At 43.1% G+C, this 14974-nt stretch carries 11 protein-coding genes and 4 tRNA genes; 4 read left to right on the forward strand and 11 right to left on the reverse strand.

Annotation, left to right across the window (positions count from 1 at the left end):
* Nucleotides 1-504: 504 nt before the first annotated feature.
* Nucleotides 505-1500 carry a tRNA dihydrouridine synthase gene (locus tag V6259_RS14360; RefSeq protein WP_341585081.1) on the forward strand — a complete coding sequence of 332 codons (996 nt, stop codon included), beginning with the start codon at nt 505-507 and terminating at the stop codon, nt 1498-1500.
* 110 nt (nt 1501-1610) lie between these two features.
* Here the strand turns inward: V6259_RS14360 and V6259_RS14365 are convergent.
* The 9 genes from V6259_RS14365 to V6259_RS14405 all read right to left on the reverse strand — a co-directional run bounded on the left by V6259_RS14365 (nt 1611) and on the right by V6259_RS14405 (nt 8996).
* Nucleotides 1611-1687: transfer RNA gene (locus V6259_RS14365), tRNA-Arg, on the reverse strand.
* Nucleotides 1688-1740: 53 nt separating this feature from the next.
* Nucleotides 1741-1817 (reverse strand) — tRNA-Arg (locus V6259_RS14370).
* Between the two features lie 58 nt (nt 1818-1875).
* Nucleotides 1876-1952 (reverse strand) — tRNA-Arg (locus V6259_RS14375).
* Between the two features lie 58 nt (nt 1953-2010).
* A tRNA-Ser gene (locus tag V6259_RS14380) sits at nt 2011-2100 on the reverse strand.
* Between the two features lie 58 nt (nt 2101-2158).
* Entirely contained in the window at nt 2159-2347 is a 189-nt protein-coding gene (gene csrA / locus V6259_RS14385; RefSeq protein ID WP_133013142.1) for a carbon storage regulator CsrA, read from the reverse strand.
* A 161-nt stretch (nt 2348-2508) separates the two neighbouring features.
* Complete coding sequence (locus V6259_RS14390) at nt 2509-3750, reverse strand: aspartate kinase (protein WP_341585082.1); 1242 nt, start codon at nt 3748-3750, stop codon at nt 2509-2511.
* A 47-nt stretch (nt 3751-3797) separates the two neighbouring features.
* Entirely contained in the window at nt 3798-6416 is a 2619-nt protein-coding gene (gene alaS / locus V6259_RS14395) for an alanine--tRNA ligase (RefSeq protein ID WP_445928512.1), read from the reverse strand.
* Nucleotides 6417-6630: 214 nt separating this feature from the next.
* Entirely contained in the window at nt 6631-7728 is a 1098-nt protein-coding gene (gene alr, locus V6259_RS14400; RefSeq protein ID WP_133013145.1) for an alanine racemase, read from the reverse strand.
* Between the two features lie 14 nt (nt 7729-7742).
* Nucleotides 7743-8996, reverse strand: a complete 1254-nt coding sequence (locus V6259_RS14405) for a D-amino acid dehydrogenase (RefSeq protein ID WP_133013146.1) — start codon at nt 8994-8996, stop codon at nt 7743-7745.
* A 199-nt stretch (nt 8997-9195) separates the two neighbouring features.
* Between V6259_RS14405 and V6259_RS14410 the strand changes: the two genes are divergently transcribed.
* Entirely contained in the window at nt 9196-9648 is a 453-nt protein-coding gene (locus tag V6259_RS14410; protein ID WP_133013147.1) for a regulatory protein RecX, read from the forward strand.
* 104 nt (nt 9649-9752) lie between these two features.
* Here V6259_RS14410 and recA read toward each other — a convergent pair whose 3' ends face one another.
* Together recA and V6259_RS14420 are read right to left on the reverse strand one after the other, a co-directional pair.
* Nucleotides 9753-10805 carry a recombinase RecA gene (gene recA / locus V6259_RS14415; RefSeq protein ID WP_341585083.1) on the reverse strand — a complete coding sequence of 351 codons (1053 nt, stop codon included), beginning with the start codon at nt 10803-10805 and terminating at the stop codon, nt 9753-9755.
* A gap of 88 nt (nt 10806-10893) precedes the next feature.
* Complete coding sequence (locus tag V6259_RS14420) at nt 10894-11394, reverse strand: CinA family protein (protein ID WP_133013148.1); 501 nt, start codon at nt 11392-11394, stop codon at nt 10894-10896.
* Nucleotides 11395-11473: 79 nt separating this feature from the next.
* Here V6259_RS14420 and mutS point away from each other — a divergent pair, with 79 nt between their 5' ends.
* Together mutS and fdxA are read left to right on the forward strand one after the other, a co-directional pair.
* The gene (mutS, locus tag V6259_RS14425; RefSeq protein ID WP_341585084.1) at nt 11474-14092 is read left to right on the forward strand and encodes a DNA mismatch repair protein MutS; all 2619 of its coding nucleotides are present in this window, start codon (nt 11474-11476) and stop codon (nt 14090-14092) included.
* A 124-nt stretch (nt 14093-14216) separates the two neighbouring features.
* Entirely contained in the window at nt 14217-14540 is a 324-nt protein-coding gene (gene fdxA, locus V6259_RS14430; protein WP_133013150.1) for a ferredoxin FdxA, read from the forward strand.
* The last annotated feature ends 434 nt before the right edge of the window (nt 14541-14974 follow it).

Genomic DNA, 14974 nt, shown 5'->3' on the forward strand with positions numbered 1-14974 from the left:
ACTCAAATCGTATTACACTAACTATAACTTAATCGATTCGTCACCTAAGCAACAAACCAACATAAAGCGATTGCCGTGTAGACTCTCGTAAGACTTCAATTTTTTTGATCAACTACCTTCCGGTAAACCGAACGGCGATGATCTTCTGAAGACTCCAATGAGCGCCCACACAAATTATCTGATTATCTATTTTAAAGAGCGTACTAACCTGTTGACTTACTTAGTAAGCTAGACATCGTCTTCGTTGTTGTGAAGCGTTGTCCGTGTCAGCGAGGGCGTATATTAAGGATCTACAGATTTAGTGCAACCCTTTTTCGAGAAAAAAGTGGTTTTATTACGTTTAATTTAAAAGAAACGATAGATAGGTCAATTAACCAACAAAAAATGGACTTCTTGATTATTTATCAACCAATAAAGCAGAACTGAATCGCTTTCTTCTTACATCTAATTAGACAGCTGAGGTAAACTCACCTCTTTTATCCAACAATCCATGGCATATCAATAGTGACTCAACTCTTTACCACCCCCTCTTCCAATTCAAACCCAATAGACAAAACAACAATCGCAGTCGCACCAATGGAAGGCGTCATGGATCACACCATGCGCAATCTACTATCTGAAGTAGGCGGCATGGACTATCTTGTCTCAGAGTTTATTCGTGTCACCCAATACGCCATACCCGCTCACACCTTTAAGCGCCTTGTACCAGAAAACGCCCATCAAGCAAAAACCAAACACAATCACCCAGTACATACTCAGCTGCTAGGTAGCAATGCCGAACTGATGGGAGAAAGCGCCTTTAATGCAGTGCAATCTGGAGCCACACACATAGACGTGAATTTTGGTTGCCCTGCAAAACGTGTTAATGGCCACGGTGGCGGCTCAGTATTATTGCAAACACCGGATGCGCTATATGACATCATGAGCAACATTCGAAAACAATTGCCAGAAAATATCCCTTTGTCCGCAAAAATACGCTTAGGCTATGAAAATGAAGAATTACTGTTGGACAATGTCGCTGCTATTGAAAGTGCAGGTGTTGGCACATTGACAATACATGGTCGAACGAAGAAAGACGGCTACAAGCCACCTGCACGATGGGAAAAAATTGGCTTGATTCAAGATCGCACTAAAATGACGGTCGTTGCTAATGGAGACATAACCAATGCAGACTCTTTATTGCGCTGCAAGGCCATTACCGGATGCCAACACTTTATGATTGGCAGAGGCTCTCTAAATAATCCCTTTGTTTTCAAACAAATAAGAGCGCAACTTAATGGCGTAGAGCAAACCACCACTAATGATGCCCTACTTAATTTATTCAACAGTTACTGCAAACAACTTAAAGAACACTACGATGAAGTAGCAAGTTTAGGAAGACTAAAACAATGGTGTGGCCATCTTCGATTCGAATATCCAACAATCAAAGAGCACTTACAGACACTAAGAAGAAGCAGTAGCACAAATGAACTGATAGAAAGACTGAATGAGATTTTTTAAAAACAAGGATGTTTTGGAAATCAGAAATAGAATAAGAAAAAGTAAATTATTTAGAGAAGAAAATTTTATATATGAAAAACTTATAAGGAAATAAAAAAGAAATTGAAGAATGGTGCACCCGAGAGGATTCGAACCTCTGACCGCTCGGTTCGTAGCCGAGTACTCTATCCAGCTGAGCTACGGGTGCTCAATCGTTTTTCAAAGAACTTAAAGAAGAAATCTTTAAGCACTTTTTAGTAATGGTGCACCCGAGAGGATTCGAACCTCTGACCGCTCGGTTCGTAGCCGAGTACTCTATCCAGCTGAGCTACGGGTGCTCAAAACTTTTTAACTAAAGAAATTTAAAAGGATAGCTTTAAATTACTTTCTTTATAATGGTGCACCCGAGAGGATTCGAACCTCTGACCGCTCGGTTCGTAGCCGAGTACTCTATCCAGCTGAGCTACGGGTGCTCACTATAAATTATCTTATCTTTTAAAAAAGGATAGCTTTTCAAAAGACAACTTGAAATGGCGGAGAGTTAGGGATTCGAACCCTAGATGAGTGTTAACCCATACACCCTTAGCAGGGGCGCGCCTTCAGCCACTCGGCCAACTCTCCAAACAAGTGCGGCGTAGTATAAACACCTTAATTGTTTTGTAAACCCTTTTTTCGAAATTTATTCTTCTAAATCTTGTTCGCTTTGTTCTTTCTTAATGCGAAGGTAAATTTCTTCACGATGTACAGAGACATCTTTAGGGGCATTGATACCAATACGAACTTGATTACCCTTAACACCTAGAACAGTGACAGATACCTCATCACCAACCATCAACGCTTCACCAACACGGCGAGTAAGAATAAGCATAATATTTTCTCCCTGTTATTCCCTTATAATTTTCTAGATTTGGCCTACGAACCTTGTAGGCCAAATCCTACAAAAAGAATTGTAACTTTTAGATCTATATTAAGCCATCCCAACTTTGCGGTTATATTGAGACCAATTTGTCACCAAGATGTGACAAAATGTTACACTTCGCTAATACCTGCCGCACTATCACTCAATTTAAACGCAGAATGCAATGCTCGTACCGCTAACTCCATGTATTTCTCATCGATGATAACAGAGACTTTAATTTCAGAGGTTGAGATAAGCTGAATATTAATAGACTCCTTTGCTAACGCTCGAAACATAGTACTGGCTACACCGGCATGGGATCGCATACCAACACCAACAATAGAGACTTTAGCTATTTTTGAATTCGTAATGATTGTGCGAGCACCCAACTCACCCTCAATACCTTCTAATATCAGCAATGCTTTATCATAATCATTGCGATGCGCCGTAAAGGTGAAATCAGTTGTGCCATCCGCAGAGACATTCTGCACAATCATATCCACTTCAATGTTTGCATCACTGATCGGACCCAAAATACGGGCAGCGATCCCAGGAATGTCTGGCACCCCTTTTAATGTTAGCTTGGCTTCATCACGATTAAATGCGATACCAGAAACGGCTGGTTGCTCCATATTTTTATTTTCTTCTGTCGTAATCAATGTACCTTCACCCTCAATAAAACTAGACAACACCCTAAGTGGCACTTGGTATTTACCTGCAAACTCGACCGCGCGAATCTGCAAAACCTTAGACCCCAGACTCGCCATTTCGAGCATTTCTTCAAAAGTGATCTTATCCAATCGTCGAGCGCTGTCCACCACTCTAGGATCTGTTGTGTAAACGCCATCTACATCGGTATAAATTTGACACTCATCGGCTTTTAGCGCAGCAGCAAGTGCAACACCTGTCGTATCAGAACCACCTCGCCCCAATGTCGTGATATTGCCAAATTGATCCGCACCTTGAAAACCAGCCACAACGATAACGCGTCCAGCGCCTAAATCAGACCTCATAGCTTCTGTATCAATCTCTTGAATACGCGCCTTACCATGAGCGTTATCAGTAGTGATGCGAACCTGTGACCCAGTATAGGAGCGAGCATCTAGCCCTCGCTTCATCAAAGCCATAGACAGTAGCGCTATGGTCACTTGTTCACCAGTCGAGAGCAATACATCCATCTCTCTTGCACTAGGCGTCGATTGAATGCTTTTTGCAAGCTCGATCAGACGATTCGTTTCACCACTCATCGCAGAGACAACAACCACAATATCATCGCCTTGCTGCTTATGCTTATGCACCCTATCTGCAACCGCCTCAATACGCTCTATTGTGCCTACTGAAGTGCCTCCGTATTTTTGAACTAACAACGCCATAGTCTTTTATTTACCCACATAAATAGCCCAAACAGGGCAGATATTTCTTACACTCTTTCAGAAACCCAGTCAGGGACTAAAGCAAGAGCACCGGCTAAGGCGTCAGGATTGTTACCACCCGCTTGAGCCATATCAGGACGGCCACCACCTTTACCATCTACCAAAGGCGCAACCATCTTAATCAAGTCACCCGCTTTCACTTTCTTCGTTAACTCTTTAGTGACACCTGCAATCAAACTTACTTTGCCATCATTTATTGAAGCAAGTAGTACCACTGCCGATTCCAGCTTACTTTTCAGCTCATCCAGTAAATCACGCAACTCTTTAGGGTCATTAACGTCTACCTGAGCGACCAATAGCTTACCGCCATTAATATCGACAGCCTGAGAAGCCAAATCTGCGCCAGCTAAAGCCGCCATTTTACCCTTTAATACATCAAGCTCTTTTTGCAATGCTCGGGCGTGATCATTTAATGCAGCTACCTTGTCTAGTGCATTTTCTTTGCTACCTTTAACAAGAGTCGCAACATTCAAAAGTATTGATTCAAAATGACGAGTTGAGTCAATAGCTGCCTTACCTGTTACCGCTTCAATACGACGAACGCCGGCAGCGATACCATTCTCAACAAGAATTTTAAACAAGCCAATATCGCCGGTACGCTTAACATGCGTTCCGCCACACAACTCAATAGAATAGTCAGAACCCATGGTCAGAACACGCACTTCTGCATCGTACTTCTCACCAAACAAAGCCATTGCACCTTTCGCTTTTGCCGACTCAACATCCATGATATCTGTTTCAACCGGGCGATTTAAACGAATCTGCTCATTTACTATGTCTTCGATTTGTTCAATTTCAACCGCGGTGACGCCCTCAAAATGAGAGAAGTCAAAACGCAAACGCTCCGAGTCTACCAAGGAGCCTTTTTGAGTAACATGATCGCCCAACACTCGTCGCAATGCTTCGTGCATTAAGTGTGTTGCCGAATGGTTCAACGTCGTCGCGTTACGTAAGGAACGATCCACTTCTGCGGTGATTTTATCACCCACAGATAAACGACCTTCTTTTACTTCACCATGGTGAAGGTGCGCTTTAGCCAATTTAGTTGTATTAGATACCTTAAATGCGGCTGGACCACGTAACCAACCTTGATCGCCAACCTGACCACCCGATTCGGCATAGAAAGGCGTTGTTTTTAATACGATCACGGCAGACTGACCCGCTTCAACCGTATTAACAGATTCTCCATCGACCAAAATAACGTCGACTTCACACTGACCTGCAAGTTGGTCGTAGCCCGTAAATTCGGTCACCGCATCTAGCTGCACACTGCCAGACATGTCCATTGTAAAGTTGCTCGCCGAGCGAGCTCGTGCACGCTGAGCTTCCATCGCGGCATCAAAGCCAGCATCATCAATTTCTAAGCCATTTTCACGCGCAACATCATTAGTCAAATCTGCTGGAAAGCCGAAGGTATCGTACAATTTGAAAACAGTTTCACCTGGAATCACTTTCGCATCACCAAGGTTAGCAATCGCGTCTTCCAAGATTTTCATACCTTGGTCTAGCGTTTTTGCAAACTGCTCTTCTTCTTTCAACAAAATAGAAGCAACACGCTCTTTAAGTTTGCGCAGCTCTGGATAGGCATCGCCCATCTCTTTATCAAGCGCGTCTACCAAGGTGTGGAAAAACACGCCACTTTGGCCAAGTTTATTACCGTGACGAATAGCACGACGAATAATACGACGCAGCACATAACCACGACCTTCATTAGAAGGAATAACACCATCAACGATCATAAAAGAACATGAGCGGATATGGTCAGCAATAACTTGCAAAGATTTAGAAGAAAGATCATCTGTGCCAACCACTTTCGCAGAGGCGGCGATCAAATTTTGGAACAAATCAATTTCGTAGTTACTGTGAACGCCTTGTAAAATCGCCGCAATGCGCTCTAGCCCCATACCAGTATCAACTGATGGTTTCGGCAATGGCGCCATAGTGCCATCTGCGGAACGATTAAATTGCATGAATACAACGTTCCAGATCTCAATAAAGCGATCGCCATCTTCTTCAGGAGAACCTGGAGGCCCACCCCAAATATGCTCACCATGATCATAAAAGACTTCAGAACAAGGGCCGCAAGGGCCGGTATCACCCATCGCCCAGAAATTATCAGATTGGTAACGACCACCTTTATTGTCACCAATACGAATGATCTTCTCTTCCGGCAAACCAATGACTTTATTCCAGTAATCGAAGGCCTCATCGTCGTCTGCATAGACAGTAACAAGCAGTTTCTCTTTTGGCAGTTTAAGAATCTCTGTTAGGAATTCCCAAGCATAGCTAATCGCTTCTTTTTTAAAGTAATCGCCGAAACTAAAGTTACCCAGCATCTCGAAAAAGGTATGGTGTCGCGCGGTATAACCTACGTTTTCAAGGTCGTTATGCTTGCCACCGGCACGTACACAACGCTGAGAAGTCGTCGCTCGTGTGTAGGGGCGAACATCATCACCAAGGAAAACGTCTTTAAATTGGACCATACCAGCGTTGGTAAATAACAAGGTCGGATCATTTCCAGGGATCAACGAGCTCGATTCTACAATCTGGTGCTGCTTACTTTCAAAATACGATAAAAATGATTGGCGTAACTCAGAACTCTTCATAATTGGATGAGTCTCTATCTCTTAATTTGTCTGGCGAATTGAAATGCGTGAATGGTCTATAAGAAAAGTTCATTCAGTGCAATGAAAAGCACAAAATAGTACACGCAAAGGATAGGTGTTTTCAAAAGAAACCGAGGAGATTTTAAGCTTATTTTGCACAAAACTTAAGCAAAAGCGTCTTTCATTGATAAAAAGACACTTTTGCTCAGTAGGACTACTTAGATATGTCGCTATTTATATAACGATATTTAGGACGAGAAGTCATTCGGGTTACCAATTCATAACCGATAGTTCCGGCATAATCAGCCACCTGCTCAACGGGCACTTCACCACCCCAAAGCACTACTTCTTGACCCATTTCAGGACGCAAGTTGAAGTCTGTCATTCTTACAGTAATCATATCCATAGAAACACGACCCGCTAAACATGCAGACTGACCAGCAATCTGCAACGGCGTTTCTTCTTTCGCATGTCGTGGATAACCATCACCATAACCAGCGGCTACAGTTGCCAGCACATGATCTTCTGATGCTTCATAACCATAACCATAACCAACTGTATCGCCTTTTTTAAGAGAGCGAACTGACATGACTTTGGAAGACAGTGTCATGGCAGGTTTCAACCCAAGCTGGCGTCCATCCACTTCTGCGAAAGGCGAAATACCGTAAAGCATGATTCCAGGACGAATCCAACCACCTTCAGGCACACTCCATTTCATAACAGCAGCAGAATTCGCCACACTTGCTTCGATACCACCAATTAATTGGCGTGTTTTTTCGAAATAAGCTAGCTGATCCATTGTTGCGGAATCGGATAAATCATCAGCACAAGCAAAGTGCGTCATCAACAATACTTCACCCACTTGACCTGAAGCTCTTAATTGAGCAACAAAATCATTAGCACCGTCCATGTCGACACCTAAACGGTGCATGCCTGTGTCAAGTTTTACAAAAATCTTTTCGATTTTTACATCACTGCTTAGCAACTCAGACAACTGCTGTTTATTTTCTAATGCTGCCCAGAAGCCATGTTGCTCACACAAAGCCCATTCATCGGCCTCAAACACACCTTCAAGTAACATAATGGGCGATTTAACACCGGCTTCTCGAAGCGCCAACGCTTCTTCAATCGCCGCAACCGCAAATGCATCCACTTCTTCATCTAAAAATAAAGAAACCTTAACAGCCCCGTGGCCATAAGCATTACTTTTAACAACCGCAAATGCCTTTGATGTAGGCTGAAGTTTTTTTGCATAACGATAATTGTTCAGAATCGCATCTAAATCAATCGTCGCCGTAAGTGGCCTAGCCATCTTATGATCCTTAATTATTTGTAACGTTTTGCAGATAAATCTTGAGAGTCAATTTCAGTCTTATCGCCTGCCATAATATCGGCAATCACTGCAGCTGAACCGCAACTCATGGTCCAACCTAATGTGCCGTGACCGGTATTTAGGTAAAGCCCCTGCACACCACTCGCACCAACAACCGGCGTACCATCTGGCGTATTTGGTCGTAAACCTGTCCAGTACTCAGCGTCAGACAATTCACAACCTTGTCCAAACAACTCGCGCACTACATGAGTAATCGTTTCAGTTCGTGTTTTTGGCAAATCTAAATTAAAACCATTCAATTCTGCTGTTCCAGCGGCACGAATACGTCCGCCTAAACGAGTAACGGCGACTTTATAAGTCTCATCCATTACTGTCGATGTTGGAGCAAAACGATTATCCGAGATAGGTACTGTCAAGGAATAGCCTTTCACAGGGTAAACTGGAATAGAGATATCAATTACTTTTAATAATTCTTTTGAATAGCTGCCCAGACAAACTAAAACCTGATCAAACTCTAAATCACCTTGATCTGTTTTAACGGCACGAATTTTTCCACCTTCCACAACTAATTTATCAATCGAAGTATTGAATTTAAAAACAACACCCAATTCATCACAGTGCTTTTTCAGCTCCTGACAAAACATAAAACAATCGCCAGTTTCATCACCGATAAGGCGAAGTCCGCCTTTAAACTGATCAATTACGGGTGCCAATCCTGGCTCCACTTCTAAAATTTGTGCTGGAGTTAGTACCTGATGAGCAACATTAAGCGCCTCTAATACTTTAATGTCTTTTGCTGACGCTTCTACTTGTGCATCCTTACGGAACAATTGAGTAGTACCACCTTGACCATCATCGTACTTAATACCAATGTCTTTACGCATCGCTACGAATTGATCGCGACTGTATTCTGCCAAGGCCATCATACGAGACTTATTCACGTCATAGGCTTTTTCTGTACAGTTAGACAGCATTTGCCCCATCCAAATAAGTTTCTTCATTTCTGGCTCAGGACTAATTCGAAAAGGAGAATGTTTTTGCATTAACCACTTAATGGCTTTTAATGGCACACCTGGCGCAGCCCATGGCGCAGAATAGCCAGGAGAGATTTGTCCTGCATTTGCAAAACTTGTTTCCAATGCAACTCCAGGTTGACGATCTATCACTGTTACCTGATAACCTTTTTTGGCTAAAAAATAGGCCGAAGTCAGCCCAACTACACCAGCACCCAATACACAAGCTTGCATACAAATACACCTAAAATAATCAAAGTCGATATGGGCATTCTTTCATAAGATATGTAGTTTGTTCATCTTATTTATTAACGATATAAGGTTTATATAACTACTTAATTGTTATTATCTAGAGATTTATAAAGAAAAAGAAGGTCGTTAGTCATCTAATAAATGCTAAAATAAGAAAACATCAAACCAAGAGAAAAAATCAATGTATAAAACACCTTCAACAATGGACCACGCATTGATTCTACTAGGCGGGCGCGAACACTCAATTAAAGAAATGCAAACCAAGCTAAAGCAACGCGGACATACAGAAGAAGACATCACGACAACCATCCAATCTCTGCTCGAAATTAACTATCTTAATGATCCACGCTTTGCAGAAATATTTGTGCGCAGTCGAATAAATAAGCCGCTAGGCGCACTAAGAATAAAACAAGAATTAAAACAAAAAGGCATTATGGATGAGCAGGCAAATCAAGCTATCCAAGACAGTGGGGCTGACTGGTTTGAACTGGCAAAAGAACTAAAAGAGAGAAAGTTTGGCGAGAGTAAATACAAAGACTTTAAAGAAAAGGGCAAACAAATACGCTATCTACAATATCGAGGCTTCAATTTTGATCAAATCAAATACGCACTTGAACCTGATAACGAACAGTAAAACGAGCACTTAACCTCTCCCTCACGCTTCCCTATAAACAAAAAAACAGGCTTTATCAAAGCCTGCTTGTTTCGAAAACACGTCCAGATTAATAATAAAATTAATTAATCTTCTACAGCGTCTTCTGCATCTACTTCTTTTTTCTCGCCAGGTAATTCTTTTTTAGGCAGCAAGTCCTCACGAACCTTACCTTCAATTTCCTTAGCTATGTCTGGATTATCCGCTAAAAACTGAGCAGCATTCGCTTTACCTTGGCCTATTTTATTGCCTGCGTAGGCATACCAAGCACCGGCTTTATCAACAAAACCTTGCTTCACACCCAAATCAATAATCTCACCCATACGGTAAATACCCGCACCATAGTGAATTTGGAATTCTGCTTGTTTGAACGGAGGAGCGATCTTATTTTTAACCACTTTAACTCGCGTTTCGTTACCAATCACTTCTTCACCCTGCTTAACCGATCCGATACGACGAATATCCAAGCGAACAGAAGAGTAGAATTTCAGTGCGTTACCACCAGTCGTTGTTTCTGGTGAACCAAACATCACACCAATTTTCATACGAATTTGGTTAATAAAGATCACCAAGCAATTGGCATTTTTGATTGAGCCCGTTAGCTTACGCATCGCTTGTGACAATAAGCGTGCTTGAACACCAACAGAAGAGCTGCCCATTTCGCCTTCAATTTCTGACTTAGGAACCAAAGCGGCTACAGAGTCGACAATGATTACGTCAACACTGTTTGAACGAACCAACATATCTACGATTTCAAGCGCTTGCTCACCCGTATCAGGCTGAGAGATCAAAAGATCAGCGATGTTCACGCCTAACTTTTCCGCATAAGAAGGATCAAGAGCATGCTCGGCATCGATAAACGCACAAGTTTTGCCTTGTTTCTGAGCTTCTGCAATCACGCTTAGCGTTAATGTTGTTTTACCTGAGGACTCTGGTCCGTAAATTTCACAAATACGACCATAAGGAAGTCCACCAGCACCTAGCGCAATATCCAGACCTAACGATCCAGTAGAAACCGTATCAATATCGAGCTTAGCACCTTCGCCCATCTTCATGATGGCGCCTTTACCAAATTGACGCTCGATTTGAGACAGCGCTGCGTCTAGCGCCTTTTTCTTATTGTCTGCAATAGATGACATAGTGGAATCCTTGTGGCTAATTTTCGTTGTGAGTAACTCTAGCGTTTTTTTTTCAGAATCTCAAGAAATACTGTATATAAAAACAGTATTATTTTTTACGCTGCAAAATCCTTTCTGCCACTCCATCTAAGGCTGCAATCACAGTGGCCTCTCGAATACTTTGGCGGTCACCAGAAAATTGAAAACGCACCGCTTCAGCTTCCTGATCTTTTATTTTCCAACCAATATACACACAGCCAACAGGCTTTTCTTCAGAGCCTCCCGACGGCCCAGCCACACCACTGACGGCAACAGCGACATCTCCCCCTAATAACAACGCGCCCGTACACATTTCCTTTACCGTCATGGCCGATACCGCGCCTTCGCTTTCTAAGGTGCTGCGCTGTACAGACAACGCGTTTTCTTTCGCTGCATTAGCGTAGCTGATCACGCCTCCAAAAAACCAAGCCGAGCTGCCTGCTAGCTCCGTACATACGGCACCAATCAATCCACCAGTACAGGATTCTGCTGTTACCAGCTGCCAATCACAGCGCTGTAACGCATCACTAGCGTGCCGTGCCGCCTGCGTCATTTCTTGTATTCGACTCATGTTATTTCACACCTTAAATCCTGATTCAATTTCCCGTAGAATAGCGCTCTTATTTTTAGATCACAATCGAGCAAACCGCATGAGTAAAACGTCACCAGACAATCACACGCCCATGATGCGCCAATACTTTAGTTTAAAGTCTCAGCACCCTAAGCAATTACTATTTTATCGGATGGGTGATTTTTATGAGCTATTCTATGACGATGCAAAGCGCGCATCGCAATTGCTCGATATCACTTTAACCGCACGCGGATCCTCTGCTGGTCAACCCATTCCAATGGCGGGTATTCCATTCCATGCGGCTGAGAACTACATCGCTCGCTTGGTTCGACTTGGTGAGTCTGTGGTGGTCGTGGAACAAATTGGCGACCCTGCCACGAGCAAAGGTCCTGTTGAGCGCCAAGTGGCACGTATTGTGACCCCCGGCACTATCAGTGACGAAGCCTATTTAGAAGAAAAACGCGAAAACCTTTTACTGTCCATCGCCCATCAAAACAGAAAAGGCCTAGATGTTTTTGGCTTCTCTTATCTCGACATGGCCAGTGGACGCTTTTGCGTCTTTGAAGTGGATGGATATGATGCCCTCGCTAGCGAGCTACAACGCCTAACACCGAGAGAAATCCTCATTTCTGAAGACTTTCCCGCGCGCAAAATCATCAATCTAGAAAAAGGTGTATCCGAGCTTGGCCCTTGGCATTTTGACTATGAATCCAGCTACCGCCAACTGATCCAACAATTCAATACCAAAGACCTATCGGGATTTGGCTGTGAGGCACTAACGGCAGCAGTGGCATCGGCTGGTGCACTATTGCAATACGCGAAGGATACACAGCGCTCTGCGTTACCACACATTCAATCGATCACGGTCGAACACAAAGACGATTCCGTACTGATTGACGGCGCCACTCGACGCAATTTGGAAATCGACGTTAATCTTGGTGGCGGCACAAGCAACACACTGATCAGTGTATTGGATGAATGCGCCACTCCTATGGGCAGTCGTTTGCTAAAACGCTGGTTACACACGCCAATAAGAGACCTTGATGAGATTCAAGCTCGCCAGCAGGCTGTTGGCGAATTGAAAAACCAACATTTATACAGCACATTAGAAAGTCCTCTTAAAAAAATTGGTGACCTTGAACGTATTCTGTCGCGCGTAGCTCTTCGATCCGCCCGTCCACGTGATTTACTCAGGTTGAGGTTGGCTTTAGAAGCCGTGCCAGAAATTAATCAGCTTCTTGCCCCAGCGCAAGCTGAGCGACTAGCGCAGTTAAACGCTCGTATTATTGCTCAACCCGACATGACCAACACACTCATCCGCGCTCTGGTGGAAAACCCACCTTCAGTGGTACGTGATGGTGGCGTTTTTGCTAAAGGTTATGACGAAGAATTAGATGAACTACTGTCTCTTTCTACCAACGCCACCGACTATCTAGCTGAAATGGAACGCAGCGAAAAAGAACGCACCGGAATCAGCTCTCTCAAAGTGGGTTTCAATCGGGTTCATGGCTACTACATTGAAATTAGTCGTTTACATTCAGACCAAGCACCTGTGGAATACATTCGTCGCCAAACACTAAAAAATGCAGAACGCTTCATTACGCCTGAACTAAAAACCTTCGAAGACAAAGCATTAAGTGCCAAATCAAAATCCCTTGCGCGTGAAAAAGAACTATACGAAGACCTGCTCGACCAGCTAAATGGATCACTTACTGAATTACAAACGACAAGCCAAGCATTGGCTCAAGTAGATGTCCTAAACACCTTTAGTGAACGTGCAGACACCTTGAACCTAGCTTGCCCAGAACTGCACAACCGTGGCGGCATTCAGATCCAAGGTGGTCGTCATCCTGTGGTTGAAGCGGTTATTTCAGATCCTTTTGTTCCAAATGATTTGGACATGCATGAAAAGCGCTCCCTGTTGATGATCACAGGTCCTAACATGGGCGGTAAATCGACCTATATGCGACAAATTGCCTTGATTGCTCTTTTAGCACACACAGGATCTTTTGTTCCCGCTGAAAGCGCTTCGATCTCTGTGGTTGATCGTATTTTCACCCGTATGGGCTCTTCAGATGACTTGGCAGGTGGCCGCTCTACCTTTATGGTAGAAATGACAGAAACTGCCAACATCCTCAACAATGCTAGCAAACAGAGCTTGGTATTAATGGATGAAGTAGGTCGCGGCACCAGTACCTTCGACGGTTTATCGCTTGCATGGGCGGCCGTTGACTATCTTGCTAATCACTTAAAGTGCTACGTACTATTTGCCACACATTACTTCGAATTAACGACACTAGCAGAACAACTCGACAATGCCGCTAACGTTCACTTAACAGCAACCGAGTATGAAGATGAAATCGTCTTTCTTCATAAAGTTCATCCAGGGCCAGCAAGTCAATCGTATGGCTTACAAGTTGCGCAGCTCGCAGGTGTTCCGAGAAACGTCATCAGCCATGCAAAACAAAGGCTCATTCAACTAGAAGTCACCACGGGCGTAGATACCGAGACGACTCCTGAGATAACGCCACAGGTAAAAGTAAAAGAAACTAAGGCCGCTTATTCACCACTGCAACCGGATCTATTTGCCCAAGCTGATCAAAACGCATTGAAAGAAGCGCTAAGTGAATTAGACCTAGATAACATGACACCGCAACAAGCCATTAACGAATTGTATCGGTTGAAATCTGAATTTTGAGAAAAGTTTGAATAAGCTAAGATCAGATAAATGTAGAGGATAAGCGATTGCTGCTTGATGCAACACCGCCTATGCCTCTAAAATAGCGCATAATTATACTTAATAGCTTGTAAGGAGAAGTCGAATGGCTTTCATCGTTACCGATAACTGCATTCGCTGTAAATACACTGACTGCGTTGAAGTCTGCCCTGTAGACTGTTTTTACGAAGGCCCTAATTTTTTGGTCATCAATCCCGATGAGTGTATTGATTGCGCTCTCTGCGAACCTGAATGTCCAGCAAATGCCATTTTTTCTGAAGATGAGCTTCCTGAAGATCAAGAAGTTTTTGTTGAGTTGAATCAGGATCTTGCTTTGATTTGGCCAAACATTGCAGAAAAGAAAGAAGCAATGCCTGATGCAGCAACCTGGGATGGCGTTGAAGACAAACTTGAATACTTAGAACGTTAATAATTCATTTTATTATTAACCATATAAAAGCGGCATTTATGTCGCTTTTTTTATTTCAAAAACACAGAGAAATACGGTAAAAACTCAAGCACAAAAAAAGGGCGGCCTAAGCCACCCATTATCGCTTTACATCCTGTTAAACGACTCATCCATTGAGTTAACATCCATACTCACTTCATCCTGAAGCGACCAACTATTCCATGTTAATTTAACACATTCCATTGGGCTATTATCAAATCCGTTTAGCCCATTAATAGTTAAGAACATCCTAACTCTTGCCATTTATTCACTTAGCGTCCTACTAAGTGTACTTCCTGTGTCATTCTTCCTTGAATTCCCTTTGGATGCATTCAATTTACCATTAAATAAGGAAATAACAAGTAAGAGGAAGAACAGAGAGCCATGTGCTTTATCTTTAAATATCATAAAGATAG

The sequence above is a fragment of the Marinomonas sp. TI.3.20 genome (genome assembly GCF_038155025.1).
GTDB classification, from domain to species: Bacteria; Pseudomonadota; Gammaproteobacteria; order Pseudomonadales; family Marinomonadaceae; genus Marinomonas; species Marinomonas flavescens.

Coding starts and splice junctions, on each gene's coding strand:
- recA (WP_341585083.1), bottom strand. CDS start 10,805: ATGTCATCTATTGCAGACAATAAGAAAAAGGCGCTAGACGCAGCGCTG.
- V6259_RS14410 (WP_133013147.1), top strand. CDS start 9,196: ATGTATAAAACACCTTCAACAATGGACCACGCATTGATTCTACTAGGC.
- alr (WP_133013145.1), bottom strand. CDS start 7,728: ATGGCTAGGCCACTTACGGCGACGATTGATTTAGATGCGATTCTGAAC.
- V6259_RS14390 (WP_341585082.1), bottom strand. CDS start 3,750: ATGGCGTTGTTAGTTCAAAAATACGGAGGCACTTCAGTAGGCACAATA.
- mutS (WP_341585084.1), top strand. CDS start 11,474: ATGAGTAAAACGTCACCAGACAATCACACGCCCATGATGCGCCAATAC.
- alaS (WP_445928512.1), bottom strand. CDS start 6,416: ATGAAGAGTTCTGAGTTACGCCAATCATTTTTATCGTATTTTGAAAGT.
- V6259_RS14405 (WP_133013146.1), bottom strand. CDS start 8,996: ATGCAAGCTTGTGTATTGGGTGCTGGTGTAGTTGGGCTGACTTCGGCC.
- fdxA (WP_133013150.1), top strand. CDS start 14,217: ATGGCTTTCATCGTTACCGATAACTGCATTCGCTGTAAATACACTGAC.
- V6259_RS14420 (WP_133013148.1), bottom strand. CDS start 11,394: ATGAGTCGAATACAAGAAATGACGCAGGCGGCACGGCACGCTAGTGAT.
- csrA (WP_133013142.1), bottom strand. CDS start 2,347: ATGCTTATTCTTACTCGCCGTGTTGGTGAAGCGTTGATGGTTGGTGAT.